We start from the raw sequence: 13790 nt of genomic DNA, 5'->3' as shown, positions 1-13790 counted from the left end.
AGGTTTTTACATTATGGCACAGCAAAATCAACAGCAGCAGATGCAGCAAGCTGCACAGCAGGTTCAACAAGCCCAGCAAGCGGTACAACAAGCTCAGGCAAGCGCAGATCCTCAACAGCTTCAGCAGGCGCAGGCTCAACTGCAACAAGCACAACAAGGCTTGCAGAATGTACAGGCTCAGGCGGGTACAAATGGTCAGCAAAGCCAGGTATTCCAGCAGGCGCAGCAACAGCTGCAGCAAGCTCAGCAGCAAATTCAGCAGGCACAACAGACACAGCAGCAAGCTCAACAAAACAACACTCAATAAGCTAGGGGGATGCTGCCAGCCTGTTAAGAAACTAACTGCTGGCGGCATTGTATTTGCGCTGTTTACAGCACAGATCTCGTATGGGAGCATGAAAAATGGAAATCATCGAACGGTATATTTCCGACCATATTAAAAAGACTATAAATGCTTCCTCAAACTGTAAATGGAAGCTAAACTAAATAATAAAGGATGAAGGCTGCTATGAATAATCGTCCAGGAATGATGACCTCCTTGCTTACCATAGGCGCGGCAGGGGCTGCAATCTACGGCATTACCAGAGGGGTGCAAAACGGTACATTTCAGCGCCTCCCGCAAACTGTTTCGAATGCCATGAATAACCCGCAGGTCCAGCAGATTGCTAAGCCACTGCAAAATATGCTGCAAAATAATCAGAATAACCAGGGCGGACAAATGAACCAAAACGCCCAGCAAATGCTGGAAACCTATACTGGAACAAATACCGCTCCACAGCAGTCGGACAGCCAATACAGCTAACAAATTGAAAGCAGCTCTCCTAATGGGAGGGCTGCTTTTTACTATCTCCAAAGGATTTATAGGCTTAACTTGAAACACCAACTAGGCAAAATGTTCAGTACAAGAGTTCATGAGTTAGGCCACCTGCAGACCGGCTAAAAATATAAGCGCTACGTTGCCTATTTATGCTAAAATGAAGGCATAAGAACGGAAGGGGAAGCTGGTATGTGCAAATCTCCAAACGATCGACCGCAAACACGACTGACGGGTGCATTTGATTCACTGGATAGTCTTGCTGACAGGATTGGGGAATTACTGGAATGTCCAGTAACTATTGAGGATTCAAATCATCAAATAATTTCTTACAGTGAGCATCATGGAGATATTGACGACGTCAGGCGAGCGACCATCATGAGCAGGAGGGTCCCGGACAAGGTAATCAGCAGCCTTTGGAAAAATGGCTACATGACCAAATTATTTGATAATGACGAACCTGTCGCCATTCCGGAAATTAAATCAGTCGGCCTGGGGAACCGTGTCGCTGTATCGATTCGCCGGAATAATGAAATACTGGGTTTCATTTGGGTACACGCAGATGGTCAGCAAATGAGTGAGGATAAGATTCATCTATTAAAGGAAGCAGTGCGACTAGTGAAAAATCTCCTGCTGAAAGACCGCAGCAGAGTAAGGACTGTAACGGCCAGTTATAAAGGCTTTTTTTGGCAGCTTCTCACCGGTGACTTGGATGATATGAAGGAAATGAAAGATCAGGCAAGGAGGCTTGGGATTCAACTGGAGGGGCGCCTTGCTATGGTTATCATGGAATTTCCGGGGGAAGTGACAGAAACAATTGAAAAGCATGCAAATTACCTTGCAGAAACTCTTGGAGAGATCCAGGTAGTTTGCAGGATGTTTGACCATAACCACCTGCTTCTTTTGGTACGACTGCCAGCAGAAGAGGATACCGGGCAATATTTGAAAGGATATATAGGACAGTTTATTCAGCTGATTTCCACACGCCTGCATATAGATACTGTCCATGGGACCGGCGGGAACATTTGCCAGTCAGTCCGTCAAATACCAAAAAGCTATAGTGAAGCGCTGCATGTTCTGGAGCTTAAACGGAAGTTTCCAGACGAACTGGCGGATACCTGTTTATACCAGGAGCTAGGAATCTACCAATTTATTGAAGACCTTCATGACATGCAGTTGAGCACCCAGTACAGGAATGAAAAGCTGGAGCGGCTGCGGAAATATGACCAAAAGAATCAAACTGCCTTACTGCAGACTTTAAAGAAATATTTGGAGTTTGACAGCAACGTCTACAGAGCTGCGAAATCTCTCCATGTTCATCCCAATACACTCAATTACCGGCTGAAAAGGATAGCTGAGATAGGGGCGATCGACCTTAAGAGTCCCGATCAGAAATTGACAGCCTATCTTGATTTGAAAATAGAAGGTATGCAGGAGGGTCTTTGACTTGTGTAAAATCACAAATAGACGACCCTATTTTTATGAAATTCCCTATATGCAGAAAACATGAAAACGTATACGATAATATTATAGATATTTTGATGGAGGAGTGGATTGAATGATTATCGGTGTCCCTAGAGAGATAAAAAATAATGAAAACCGCGTGGCCATGACGCCTGCTGGAGTGGTCAACCTGGTAGAATCGGGAAATACTGTACTGGTCGAAACCAATGCCGGACTTGGAAGCAATTTCAAAGATGAGGAATACAGAGAAGCTGGCGCTGAAATCCTTGAAAGCCCTTCCGACATATGGGGAAAATCAGAAATGATCATGAAGGTGAAGGAACCGCTGGAGTCTGAATATCAATACTTCCGTAAAGGTTTGATTCTATTTACCTATCTTCATCTTGCTGCTGAACCTAGCTTGGCGAAAGCACTTGTAGATCATGAAGTTACAGCAATTGCCTATGAAACTATTACTGTCAATCATGCACTTCCATTGCTTACTCCGATGAGTGAGGTTGCAGGAAGAATGGCAGCTCAGATTGGTGCACAGTATCTCCAAAAGTCAGAAGGCGGGAGCGGAGTCCTGCTAAGCGGCATACCTGGAGTGAAGCGCGGAAAAGTTACTATTATCGGCGGTGGCGTGGTCGGAACCAATGCTGCAAAAATTGCCCTCGGTTTTGGGGCGGATGTCACCATCATCGATTTAAATCCAGCTAGACTTCGCCAGTTAGATGATCAATTTGGCTCTTCTATCCAGACCATAATGTCCAATCCTTATAATATTGCAGAAGCGGTAAAGGAATCCGATTTGGTCATTGGTTCTGTGCTCATACCAGGGGCAAAAGCTCCGAAACTGGTGACAGAAGATATGGTCAAATCAATGAAACCTGGGTCTGTAATAGTGGATGTAGCAATCGACCAGGGAGGTAACTTTGAAACGGTCGATCACCCGACAACACATGATGACCCGATTTATGAGAAGCATGGGATACTGCACTATGCTGTTGCGAACATTCCGGGCGCCGTTCCTCGAACTGCAACAGTCGGGCTTACCAATGTCACTGTTCCATATGCACAGCAAATAGCTGCTAAAGGCGTTCGCCGAGCGGTGGAAGAAAGTGCTCCTATCCGAACAGGGGTCAATGTTGCCGGCGGAAAAATAACATATGAGTCAGTTGCCAGGGATCTCGGCTACAACTATATTCCGGCCGAAGAAGCAATCAAATCCCTCGAGTAGTTAGATTATCATGCCCTTCTGTTGACGCAGAAGGGTTTTTGAGCATTGCAGAAAATCTTTCCATGCTTCCCGCTATTATAGTAAACATGTTAAAGTAATAAATAGATTGGTTGTAAGCAGTCCTTTTAAGGGTATTCAAATGGATTCACAACTGAATTTATAGCGTGGAGGTAAAGACATGGAATACGGAAGTTACCGCCCGACATGGGCAGAAATATCCTTGGATGCAATCAGCGGAAATACCGCTGCTTTTAAAAATCATATTCAGCCGGGAACAAAACTGATGGCCGTAGTAAAAGGGGATGGTTACGGACATGGTTCCGTCGAGGTGGCAGAGACGGCGATTGAGGCTGGGGCGGACTACTTGAGTGTCGCAATCCTTGATGAGGCACTGGTGCTACGCGAAGCGGGAATAGATTTCCCTCTGCTTGTGCTTGGTTATACACCGCCGGAGGCTGTTCATATGGCCGTCAAGCATGATATCGCTCTTACTGTTTATACACAGGAGGTGGCGAAAAGCATTTTAGAGACGGCAGCGGAACAAAAACGAAAGGTGCGTGTCCATCTTAAAATTGACACGGGGATGAACAGGATTGGACTTCAGGAGAAAGAGGAAGCCATCGAACTCGCCAATATGCTTAAGTCCGACTATGTTGAGCTGGAAGGGGTCTTCACCCATTTTGCTGATGCAGATAATACAGACCCATCTTATACTAACAAGCAGTTTGGACGGTTTATGTCCGTGGTGAACGCTTTGGAAGAGGTTGGCGGCCGAATTCCAATCAGGCATTGCTGTAACAGTGCTGGCACTATCGCCTACCCAGAAATGCATCTGGATATGGTGCGTGTCGGAATCAGTTTATACGGTTTGTACCCGGAGGAGCATCTTCGGGAAAAAATCAGTTTGCATCAGGCAATGAGTGTGAAGACAAAGCCAGTGCTGGTCAAGACAGTGAAATCAGGAGAACCGATCAGTTATGGATGCACCTATGAACCCGAACAGGATGCAAGGATCGCCACTATTCCTGTCGGGTATGCGGATGGCTTCTCCCGGCTGCTTTCCAACAGAGGAGACGTCACGGTAAATGGAAAAAGGGCAAGAATAGTCGGTAGAATCTGTATGGATCAGTCCATGATCGACGTAACTGGGATGTCCGGGGTCGACAGGGAGACCATCGTTACCTTGTTTGGTGAGAAGAAAGAGGGGTATGTACCCTTAGCCGAGATTGCCGATCTGATGGGAACCATCCATTATGAGACTGTTTGTCTGATCGGTAAAAGGGTGCCGCGTATCTATATTAAAAATGGAGAGATAACCTCAAAGAAAGGCTTAATCACAAAATAGGCAAAAAAACCGCGAAGCAGTGTTGCAATGACTACTTCGCGGTTTTTTTAACTGACTTTCTCAGGTTGTTCTGGTCAGATTTTCTTTTGGCCAGGGTATCCAGCCGGAATAGAGCCACAATCAATGCAACAAACAAGAATAGGCCGAGATAACCGATAAGCGGATAGAAAATGCTTAGAAGATCGGTAAATCCTATGAAGCTTGCAATATATCCGACAGCTAGTGTTGCCGCTAAAAATATTTTAAATTTGTTCGTTCCGATTTCCATAAAGCGTGCAGAAAAGGAAAAGAACATGCTGACGGCTGTATTGAAAATCATGGCAAATAGGACAATGGCCATAATGCTGCCGAGAATAGGGGATATCTGATCGACTATGCCAAGCATCGGAATCTCCATACCGCCTACTGTATCAATTTTGGAGAAAATAGCCAAATGGCTGAGCACAATCAAAGCCCCAAGTCCGAGTCCTCCTGCAAGCCCCCCGAGTGCCGCTGTTTTCTCATTTCTTTCAGCGCCGCCCATTACCAGCGTCATGGACGCACCGACAGCTGTATTGAATGAAACGTAATTAACAGCAGATATGAACCAGTTCGGCAATGTGGTGTACTGCTCTTTGGCAATCGAGTCAAGTTCTATAAGAGATCCATCTATAGTAGATAGGCTATAGATAGAAATTATTATTACGAATAGAATAAGGAAGGGCGTGATACTGCTGATTACGGAAATCACCCGATCCACTCTCAGAACACCGGTTAGAAATACTAGTACTACCATCAAAGTAGTTCCCACGAATGCCGGGAGTCCGAATTGCTGGCTAATGTTGGATCCCGCTCCCGCGAGCATTACCACTCCGACTCCAAACAAAGTGAAAATCAGGACGTAATCAATAATTCTTCCGAAGAACGGCCCGCTGATTTCATAGACTGCGTCCTTATGGGAGGTTGTGTGCATACGGCTTCCTATCTTCGCTAAAGCCATCCCCAGGAAAGCGAAGAGGGCGGTTGCGAGTATTCCACCAGCAATTCCCATGAGTCCGAAGCTGGTAAAATACTGGACAACTTCCTGCCCGGAAGCGAATCCTGCTCCGACAAGCACCCCGATAAAAGCGCTTCCAATCTTCAGTATTTCCTTTACTTGTTTCATATTGTTCCTCCTCTGAATATATCAAGGCTTTATTGAACCTGCTGTAGTTTAAATGCGAGGGATACACTTATTAAAACATAACTGGCGGATTACGTCTAATATTATCAAAAAATAGAGAAAGCGGACGCCTCGATACTTTTTGACAGCAGATATGAGTTTATGGAAAGCTTTTCTCTGCCAGTTGACATTCTTCGACACAGCCTGCACTCTCCAATCCAGCTTCTTTTCGCCTCACTTGAACTAAAATAAATCTCAGGAGAAGGAGAATAGATTCTTACGACATACAAAAAATAAACCGAAAACTTCTGGAGGTGAGGAAGATGGAAAGTGGAAAGTATGGGGTACATGAAGTGGTCGACCTTCAGGAACTGCTCCGTTTTAAGGTGGTATGCCATGCCCAGTCAAAGGCAAGGCTCCAGCAGGTCGAACATCCAGAATTACAGACAATAGTTGAGCAGAGTATGAAACAGGGAAACCTAAGTATCAGCCGAATGAAAGAACTTATGGAAACTGCTACACCCGAGTTGAAGCAATCCTGAAAGGAGCATGATTCATGGAAGGGAATCAGTTGAGCAAAAAGGATCAAACCATCGTAACAGATATGCTGTTTGAGTCAAAAGCGGGCATCAAGGATATAGCAACGGCAATCTCCGAGACAACCTCTTCGGACATACGTTCCTTGCTGCGGGAGGAATTGCGGACGGCAATCCAGCATCAGGAACAGATTTATTCATTCATGCAGGAACATGGACTGTATGATTCCTACGACATATCAAAACAGATTGAAAAAGATGTCAGGAATGCGGACATGGCAATAAATCAGACAGGAGGAGAATAGGAATGCAGAATAAACTTGGAGTACATGAAAGCTTGGAACTGCAGGAGCTTCTGTCATTCAAAAGTCTATGCCTGACCAAAGCTTCTTTAATGAGAGGACTCGTATCAGACGATCATTTAAAAGCAATCATGCAGCAAGACGCAGATATGCATGTACGCCATTTGCAGGCGTTGAGGGATAATTTGACGGAGGGAGAGGTTTCCAGTGAATAAGATATTGGAGAAAATCACCGGGATGGCACCAATGACCGACCAAGTGATTGCTACAGATATTCTAGTGGCTGCCAAGGCTGAGATCAGGAATTATGCTCTCGCGATAACAGAATCAGGTACACCGGAAATCAGGCATTTGCTTGAAGCGCAGCTGGAGGAAGTTATCGATATCCATGAGCAGATATTCAACTACATGAAGGATAAAGGGTATTATGATCCATACAATCCTAATCAACAATTGCAGGTGGACGTGAAAAGTATGGATACAGCATTACAGCTTGCAGGTGAATAAACATATCAGCCAAAAAAACGGACATGGCATGGGCAGTGTCCGTTTTTTTGATTGTAGTTATTGGTTCTAAATAGCCCTCCTCTTTAAACATTCCCTTATGTTAAATAGTAGGTAGTTCAGCTTCTCTCCTTATGAACTTAGCGTGAACAGTGATTTTATGGTATAATGGAATGAAAATTAAGAAAAATATGCCAGCATCAGGTAAAAGGGGGTCAAAGAGTGAGTTATGGCTGGAAATTAACGCTGTTTTGGACATTGGGGTTTCCTGTGATTCTTACCACTCTCCGTGTTTTGACAGATGCACTTATAGGGGGAGAAATTGTCTGGATGGATTATTCGGCTGTCTTCCTCGGGCTGGCAGCAGCCGGCTTACTATTTGCTGCACCCTTGAGGATTTTAATTGAAAAGGCAAAGGAAGAGTAAAGACTTTTTATACATTTATGCATGTTTTGCTGCCTCCCGTGATACGTTATAGTATTCTCCCTCCATTTCACAACGGGGAGAGCAGTTAAAGGATGGGGGAGTAGCTATGCAGTTCTTTTATACTGTCCGTTCAGGAGATACAGTGAGTCTGATAGCAAGCCGTTGGGCACTTCCGGTGGATTCGGTGATTGCAGCCAATAATATGGAGCCACCGTATATGATTCATCCAGGTCAGCAGATATCTATACCGCCAGGGGTGGAAAGGTACCGAGTTCAGGCTGGAGATACGATTAATTCATTAAGCCAGCGTTACCGTGTGCCTTCTTCTACCATTATCGAGGCAAATCGGCTGCAGCCGCCATACACCATACAAGTTGGCCAGTTGTTAAGGATTCCTCCGGGTGTTCCTTATTATTTCGTCCGTCCGGGTGACACATTGTTTCAGCTGGCAAACCGTTTTAATGTCGGGACTGGTGATCAGGCCCGGTATGATTTAATCGCCAGAATTAACCAGCTCCCTTCCTACAATATCTATCCTGGCATGCGGCTGATCATACCATATGCTCCTCCTGGTGGGAAGGGAGGAATAGCTTATTTTGCCGAACGTGGCACCGGGTATGATTTATGGGTGTATGTACTAGCGGACGGACGCGATCGTAGAATAACCAACGGCTTGGGTGCTGTTTATTCTGTTCCCTATTGGGCTCCAGACGGAACAAAGATTGCCTTTGTAGGTAGAAGTGGTGTTCTTTATGTAGTTGACTTGATTCAGGATCGAACGGCTGAGATTGACTTCCTTGAAGATACCTTTGGCATTTATCTGGACTGGTCGCCGGACAGCCGGAAGCTGACCTACGTGAAAAAGGGAGAAATTATTTTGTACGATGTAAGAACTCATCATGCAGAAAGAATTCCCCAGCATGGTGCCACCGATGTCCAATGGCTTCCCAATGGAAGACAGCTGTTGTACCAGGCTCCGGACACAGCAGGGATAAGCCAACTGTTCATAATTCGGCCTGACGGCTCCGGCAAGCGCCAAATCACCCGCAATACAGGCGGAAGATATAATAACGTAAGGGTATCACCGGACGGAACTGCTGTATTATACACTACTCCTGGCGTTAGTATCTCGTTAATTTATCTTCTAGACCTCACTACCGGTAATATGTATGAAGTGGCAGGAGGCCCGCTTTCGAAGAATTACAATCCTGTCTGGTCTCCGGATTCCTTATACATCACCTATAGTGCTACTGCATTTGAATCTGTCGGTTATTATTCCTTAATTCGGACGGTCAACAGATACGGCAGGGAAGATAGGACTCGTGCTATTTCCGATTGCTATTCCACTCCTGTCACTTGGTCTCCGGACAGTATGGAAATTGCTTATCTATCAGACTGCGGAAACGAGGACAGGGCAACCGCTATATGGAAAATAGCAAGAGGGCATCCAGTACCAATTCGGTTGACGGAAGCTGAATCGATTGTTTCTTTGCAATGGTCGCCGGCATTAAAGTTGGATGATTGGCGAATATACACCAACCGAGATTATTTGATTCAATTGAAATACCCACGGCACTGGGAAAGGGTAACCCAATTAAGGTATGAAGGAGTAGATGGTTTTTTCCAGATCTCCGCGATCCGTTCGGAAGAGCCGCTTCCCGTTGTCTGTAGAAATGAGGCTTTCCATCCATTACAGCCATATGGCTCCGCCCCAAAAATTATTTCCAGCTCCATCCAAGGACAGGAAGCCTGCTTGATCTATCCGTCGGCGGATCAACCGGCTGAAATGCGCAACCAAGCTGCTTTGATTGTTCAATATCCGCAGCCGGTAAATATTTCCGGAGACATATATAACTATTTTCTTCTTTGGAGCGATAAGGAACATTTGGATATGATAAGTTCGAGTTTAATTTTCTTATGACACACTCCTTGCGAAGAAATTATCTTAAGACAAAAGGGTAAAATGCGAAATAAGGATAGCGTGAATCTGCTGATACCAGGCGGGTTTTAATGTGAGAGGAGTTAGACTGTTCTTTGAGAGTAAAAGCAGCGGCAATCTTTACTGGTTATAGATCTGGTCTCAATATTTTCCTGTCATTTTTCATGATGGCAATAATAAAAAAACACAACCCCAATGAACATAAGAAATTTTCCGGCATGCTGATGTCACATAATTGTCAAAGCGTTCAACTCACTTTGTCTTCCAGTTCCCTATGATAGGCGAAAAGGATCTGATCCAATTCACTGAGAATTTTCATGTCCGGGTTTGATTTTTCAAGAGCCTCAGCCAACATAGCGAGTTCCTGTTCTTCTATTTCAATAACCAAATTTTTATTGGTCAACGTTTGATATCTCATATTCATCACCTGCACATTGGTATTTTTTTCTTTTAATTGTTAAGTACCCTTCCGAGCTTTTTCTAAACTGGAATTAACAACAAATTTACATTTTTGTTACAGAAAGAATACCGAAAAGGTTCAACTATACATAAACCATTTTCAACCGTACAGACTAAAAAGCAAACAATAGGAAGTCAGGTGAGAAAATGGAACAACAATTCAGACCGGGAGAAGTAGTCTATATTATTATCCGCAATCCGCATGCACAGGATGTTGCCCATGTACAACAAGCGGCTGTGGTCGAGAACCCCGAAGAGCCGTCAGAATTGGCGCTTTTTGCTCATGAGACCTATTTTCCATTCGATGGCCAATTTGCAGTTTTCCATTCGGAAAGGGAAGCGGAACAGGCTTATCAGGAAGCATTCGGCTCTCCGGAAATAGAGGATTATTATGGTTAAGCCATTCGTCCCTCAGCTTGTCTATGTAGAACCTCGTGCACTTGAGTATCCGCTTGGAAAGCAGCTGGTTGATAAATTTGAAGGAATGGGAATTGAAATTCGCCAAACCACTTCCCATAACCAGATTCGTAATCTTCCAGGCGAAAACCATTTTCAGAAATACCGTACGGCTAAATCCACCTTAGTGGTTGGCCTGCGAAAGACACTGAAGTTCGATACCTCCAAGCCATCTGCTGAATATGCCATTCCATTTGCTACTGGTTGTATGGGTCACTGCCATTACTGTTACCTACAAACGACCATGGGCTCCAAGCCATATATTCGAACATATGTGAACGTAGAAGAAATATTTGATGCCGCAGAGGGATATATGCGGGAGAGAGCGCCCGAACCCACACGGTTTGAGGCATCCTGCACCTCTGATATCGTAGGGGTCGACCATCTGACTCATACGTTGAAGCGGGCAATTGAGTATTTTGGAGAATCGGAACATGGCCAGCTTCGTTTCGTAACAAAGTTTGCCCACGTCGACCATCTGCTTGATGCAAAGCATAATGGCCATACGCGTTTCCGCTTCAGTATCAATGATGACTATATCATCAAATACTTTGAGCCAGGAACTTCCAGGCTCTCCGAAAGGATCGAAGCGGCGGTCAAAGTGGCGGAAGCCGGCTATCCGCTGGGCTTCATTGTTGCTCCGATTTATTTGCATGAAGGCTGGAAGGAAGGATATCATGAAATGTTTGAAAAGTTGGAAGCGGCTCTTCCCGCCTTTGCCAAAAGAGATTTAACGTTCGAAATGATTCAGCATCGTTTTACGAAGCCAGCCAAGCGAGTTATTGAACAGAACTACCCGATGACAAAGCTGGAGTTGGATGAGTCTAAGCGAAAATGGAAATGGGGAAGGTATGGAATTGGAAAGTATGTATATACCAATCAAGAACAGGAGGATATTAAAGACACGCTAGGCAGTTACATTAACCGATTCTTTCCGGAAGCAAAACTGGAATATTTTACTTGAGAAGAGGTTGGGCAAAATGAGTCTAGTTAGAAGAGGAAACGAATGGAACAGAAATTTGTTTCGTGGAGATAACAGCTTCGGAAATTTAATTCACTTTTCACGGACAGGTGATGGCCTTCCGTTATGTCCCACCCTCTTCCAACAGGGCCGATATACAGTGTTTTCCTTTTCCTCCTGATAGGGTGGGCGGTAAATCCTTATTCATTAGGCGAAGAGAGGCAGGCCGGCAGTTCAACACCCTTACTGTGAAGGTTGGCGAGGCATTCTGCCAGGTAGCTTTTATTATGCTCGGGGTAGATTGGAAAGCTGATCTTCAACTTTGTCTCTTTTTGATAGAGGCTCGCTTCCGTATGGTTTGGAGAGTTTTTCCCACGATAATATGGATCATCCCATAGGGGATCATGTCGATAGCCCCGTTTGTCCATCTCCATCATGATTTCCCGGTGATAAAGAAAAAGCCTGTAAGGAGAATGGTTAAATATATAATTAACGGTAGCATGGGGTTTTCCCCAACCCTTACCTCTCAGAGCGCAGCATTCCCGGTGCTGCCCGAGGAGCTGCTGTCGTGGAAGATAGGGAATCAGCTGTTCATGCCATAGACGCAAAGGGTGTCCTCCTTTTATTAAAACTGCATTCCATTAACTGGTATTCCCTAAAAGATGTCCGTTTATGCTGAACTCACCGGCTGGGTATACCGGTATGAATTCTCATGCTTTGCCATTTTGGCCTATCGATTCCATAGAGAATCCAAGGAGAGGGAAGATTGAATGAATGATCGTCTGGAAGGGTGCTGGCTTCTTGTTTTGTCATATCCATCCAAATATAGGTGCTCTCTCCTCCTGTTTGCTCTTTTAGCTGATTGAAGTCCAGGGAAATGGTTTCCCATAATCCAGGCTGTTTCATGAAGTCGCTCCACGGATAAACGGTATGCAGGTAATGATTCTTTTTCTGATCATATTTCGTAATCAACATACGTGTGCCTTCCTCATTCTCGTAGAAGTTCCATTGCTTGAGGAGGCCATCAGGGAAAAGATCAAAGGAACTAGGAAAAGGGTAGTAACATTCGTACGGGAAAATTCTTTCTGGCTGTATAAAGGCCTTCTCTATCCAATCTTTTTTTCTATCCAGACTGTCCACTTTTCCCCATGGTGTGTTTCCGCCATGCAGGGTATTGACATGATCAGTTACAGCTCCATGCAATGCTATTTGAGGTGTCAAGCCGACTTTTTCGATGACACGCTGGGCGGGGAAATTATGTTCCTGTGTATTGGCACCGACCCACTGAATCTCCTCTTGTTTAAAGACCTCATCCAGCATATGCTTCATTAGCTGAGTAGAGTAGCCATATCCTTTATATGCTGTATGGCTGCGCAATCTGCCAAGCATGGCATACCGATTAGCATAGATGGAATAGCCGCTTAGGCTAACCAGCCGTCCCTCCATAAACAGGCCGAACATCCGATTTTGGTCACGAGACAGTTTGTCAAATATCCGTACCACGTAATCATCTTCCAGTCCTGTTACCATTCCTTTCACAAGCGGATAGTCTTCTTCCGTCAGCAATCTTATCAGTGGTTCCATTCATTTCCCTCCCGGCATCAACTGACTGTCCATTTCTTAGTCTAATTATAAATGGGATTTATAAAACAGGCATTCATTCTGTTTAATCCATGTTCACTAAGACCTATCACTTTGTCATATATATGGCAGAATGTAAGGTGAAGAGATGATTATTTGCTGGGCTTTTATTAGTTAAGTATGTCACAGTTCTTGCCACATAAGATATACTGATAGAGCATGAAATGAAGGAGGTGGCTATAATTGCCGACAAATGACGAAAGATTGTTTGCCATGCTTATTTATCTCGTAAGTTTTTTCTTTCCTGTACTCGGACCTCTGATCATTTGGCTCGTTAAACGTGATCAGTCGGAGTTCGTTGATTATCATGGCAAGGAGTATTTCAATTTTTTGATTTCCTACACTATTTACAGCGTTGTTGCGGGCATACTTGTCCTGGTATTGGTGGGTATCGTTTTTCTCATAATTCTTGGTATTCTCGCACTTATTTTTACCATTATTGCTGCAGTAAAATCATACCAAGGGGAACATTATCGCATTCCATTAACCATTCATATGATTAAGTGATCATACAGGAGTCCGATATCCGATGGCTGCAGTGCTTAGTCGGGCTCTTTATATACTTAGCATTATTTACTGTATG

General features: G+C 44.5%; 18 protein-coding genes. 14 read left to right on the top strand and 4 right to left on the bottom strand.

Going from position 1 to position 13790, the window contains the following annotated elements; all coding sequences use genetic code 11:
• Positions 1-13: 13 nt before the first annotated feature.
• From ACFODW_RS15925 to alr, 5 genes are all read left to right on the top strand, one after another.
• Positions 14-307 (top strand): hypothetical protein, encoded by a 294-nt coding sequence (locus tag ACFODW_RS15925; RefSeq protein ID WP_390307783.1) that lies wholly within the window; start codon positions 14-16, stop codon positions 305-307.
• Between the two features lie 201 nt (positions 308-508).
• Positions 509-802, top strand: a complete 294-nt coding sequence (locus tag ACFODW_RS15920; RefSeq protein WP_390307782.1) for a hypothetical protein — start codon at positions 509-511, stop codon at positions 800-802.
• 204 nt (positions 803-1006) lie between these two features.
• Positions 1007-2260 (top strand): PucR family transcriptional regulator, encoded by a 1254-nt coding sequence (locus ACFODW_RS15915; RefSeq protein WP_390307781.1) that lies wholly within the window; start codon positions 1007-1009, stop codon positions 2258-2260.
• 112 nt (positions 2261-2372) lie between these two features.
• The gene (gene ald / locus ACFODW_RS15910; protein WP_390307780.1) at positions 2373-3497 is read left to right on the top strand and encodes an alanine dehydrogenase; all 1125 of its coding nucleotides are present in this window, start codon (positions 2373-2375) and stop codon (positions 3495-3497) included.
• Between the two features lie 178 nt (positions 3498-3675).
• Positions 3676-4842: an alanine racemase gene (gene alr, locus ACFODW_RS15905; RefSeq protein WP_390307779.1), complete on the top strand. Its 1167-nt coding sequence runs from the start codon at positions 3676-3678 to the stop codon at positions 4840-4842.
• 31 nt (positions 4843-4873) lie between these two features.
• Here the strand turns inward: alr and ACFODW_RS15900 are convergent, their stop codons facing one another.
• Positions 4874-5986, bottom strand: a complete 1113-nt coding sequence (locus tag ACFODW_RS15900) for a YkvI family membrane protein (protein ID WP_390307778.1) — start codon at positions 5984-5986, stop codon at positions 4874-4876.
• 320 nt (positions 5987-6306) lie between these two features.
• Between ACFODW_RS15900 and ACFODW_RS15895 the strand changes: the two genes are divergently transcribed.
• The 6 genes from ACFODW_RS15895 (at position 6307) to ACFODW_RS15870 (ending at position 9672) form a co-directional block, all read left to right on the top strand.
• Positions 6307-6525, top strand: a complete 219-nt coding sequence (locus tag ACFODW_RS15895) for a hypothetical protein (protein WP_390307777.1) — start codon at positions 6307-6309, stop codon at positions 6523-6525.
• A gap of 14 nt (positions 6526-6539) precedes the next feature.
• Complete coding sequence (locus ACFODW_RS15890; RefSeq protein WP_390307776.1) at positions 6540-6824, top strand: spore coat protein; 285 nt, start codon at positions 6540-6542, stop codon at positions 6822-6824.
• A 2-nt stretch (positions 6825-6826) separates the two neighbouring features.
• Positions 6827-7036 (top strand): hypothetical protein, encoded by a 210-nt coding sequence (locus ACFODW_RS15885; protein ID WP_390307775.1) that lies wholly within the window; start codon positions 6827-6829, stop codon positions 7034-7036.
• Complete coding sequence (locus tag ACFODW_RS15880) at positions 7029-7328, top strand: spore coat protein (RefSeq protein WP_390307774.1); 300 nt, start codon at positions 7029-7031, stop codon at positions 7326-7328. The genes ACFODW_RS15885 and ACFODW_RS15880 overlap by 8 nt, the downstream gene beginning before the upstream one ends.
• Positions 7329-7547: 219 nt before the next feature.
• The gene (locus ACFODW_RS15875) at positions 7548-7751 is read left to right on the top strand and encodes a hypothetical protein (protein WP_390307773.1); all 204 of its coding nucleotides are present in this window, start codon (positions 7548-7550) and stop codon (positions 7749-7751) included.
• A gap of 106 nt (positions 7752-7857) precedes the next feature.
• Positions 7858-9672, top strand: a complete 1815-nt coding sequence (locus ACFODW_RS15870) for a LysM peptidoglycan-binding domain-containing protein (RefSeq protein WP_390307772.1) — start codon at positions 7858-7860, stop codon at positions 9670-9672.
• A 265-nt stretch (positions 9673-9937) separates the two neighbouring features.
• On the opposite strand, the gene ACFODW_RS15865 is transcribed toward ACFODW_RS15870, so the two are convergent.
• Positions 9938-10108 (bottom strand): hypothetical protein, encoded by a 171-nt coding sequence (locus ACFODW_RS15865; RefSeq protein ID WP_390307771.1) that lies wholly within the window; start codon positions 10106-10108, stop codon positions 9938-9940.
• Positions 10109-10296: 188 nt separating this feature from the next.
• On the opposite strand from ACFODW_RS15865, the gene ACFODW_RS15860 reads away from it, so the two are divergent.
• Both ACFODW_RS15860 and splB read left to right on the top strand, forming a co-directional pair.
• Entirely contained in the window at positions 10297-10548 is a 252-nt protein-coding gene (locus tag ACFODW_RS15860; protein ID WP_390307770.1) for a transcriptional regulator SplA domain-containing protein, read from the top strand.
• Complete coding sequence (splB, locus tag ACFODW_RS15855) at positions 10541-11569, top strand: spore photoproduct lyase (protein ID WP_390307769.1); 1029 nt, start codon at positions 10541-10543, stop codon at positions 11567-11569. Before ACFODW_RS15860 ends, splB begins: the two co-directional genes overlap by 8 nt.
• A 197-nt stretch (positions 11570-11766) precedes the next feature.
• On the opposite strand, the gene ACFODW_RS15850 is transcribed toward splB, so the two are convergent.
• Positions 11767-12174, bottom strand: coding sequence for a TIGR02328 family protein (locus ACFODW_RS15850; protein ID WP_390307768.1), 408 nt, complete (start codon positions 12172-12174; stop codon positions 11767-11769).
• A gap of 73 nt (positions 12175-12247) precedes the next feature.
• Entirely contained in the window at positions 12248-13150 is a 903-nt protein-coding gene (locus ACFODW_RS15845; RefSeq protein ID WP_390307767.1) for a GNAT family N-acetyltransferase, read from the bottom strand.
• A 240-nt stretch (positions 13151-13390) separates the two neighbouring features.
• On the opposite strand from ACFODW_RS15845, the gene ACFODW_RS15840 reads away from it, so the two are divergent.
• Positions 13391-13714, top strand: coding sequence for a DUF4870 domain-containing protein (locus tag ACFODW_RS15840; protein WP_390307766.1), 324 nt, complete (start codon positions 13391-13393; stop codon positions 13712-13714).
• Positions 13715-13790: the final 76 nt, after the last annotated feature.

It is taken from the genome of Virgibacillus sediminis, assembly GCF_042643265.1.
GTDB lineage: Bacteria > Bacillota > Bacilli > Bacillales > Amphibacillaceae > Virgibacillus_O > Virgibacillus_O sediminis.
This window is presented reverse-complemented; position numbering and strand designations above follow the sequence as displayed.

Bases quoted from the DNA above. Each gene is read 5' to 3' on its own strand.
- ACFODW_RS15925 (WP_390307783.1), top strand. From the start codon at position 14: ATGGCACAGCAAAATCAACAGCAGCAGATGCAGCAAGCTGCACAGCAG.
- ACFODW_RS15920 (WP_390307782.1), top strand. From the start codon at position 509: ATGAATAATCGTCCAGGAATGATGACCTCCTTGCTTACCATAGGCGCG.
- ACFODW_RS15915 (WP_390307781.1), top strand. From the start codon at position 1,007: ATGTGCAAATCTCCAAACGATCGACCGCAAACACGACTGACGGGTGCA.
- ald (WP_390307780.1), top strand. From the start codon at position 2,373: ATGATTATCGGTGTCCCTAGAGAGATAAAAAATAATGAAAACCGCGTG.
- alr (WP_390307779.1), top strand. From the start codon at position 3,676: ATGGAATACGGAAGTTACCGCCCGACATGGGCAGAAATATCCTTGGAT.
- ACFODW_RS15900 (WP_390307778.1), bottom strand. From the start codon at position 5,986: ATGAAACAAGTAAAGGAAATACTGAAGATTGGAAGCGCTTTTATCGGG.
- ACFODW_RS15895 (WP_390307777.1), top strand. From the start codon at position 6,307: ATGGAAAGTGGAAAGTATGGGGTACATGAAGTGGTCGACCTTCAGGAA.
- ACFODW_RS15890 (WP_390307776.1), top strand. From the start codon at position 6,540: ATGGAAGGGAATCAGTTGAGCAAAAAGGATCAAACCATCGTAACAGAT.
- ACFODW_RS15885 (WP_390307775.1), top strand. From the start codon at position 6,827: ATGCAGAATAAACTTGGAGTACATGAAAGCTTGGAACTGCAGGAGCTT.
- ACFODW_RS15870 (WP_390307772.1), top strand. From the start codon at position 7,858: ATGCAGTTCTTTTATACTGTCCGTTCAGGAGATACAGTGAGTCTGATA.
- ACFODW_RS15865 (WP_390307771.1), bottom strand. From the start codon at position 10,108: ATGAGATATCAAACGTTGACCAATAAAAATTTGGTTATTGAAATAGAA.
- ACFODW_RS15860 (WP_390307770.1), top strand. From the start codon at position 10,297: ATGGAACAACAATTCAGACCGGGAGAAGTAGTCTATATTATTATCCGC.
- splB (WP_390307769.1), top strand. From the start codon at position 10,541: ATGGTTAAGCCATTCGTCCCTCAGCTTGTCTATGTAGAACCTCGTGCA.
- ACFODW_RS15845 (WP_390307767.1), bottom strand. From the start codon at position 13,150: ATGGAACCACTGATAAGATTGCTGACGGAAGAAGACTATCCGCTTGTG.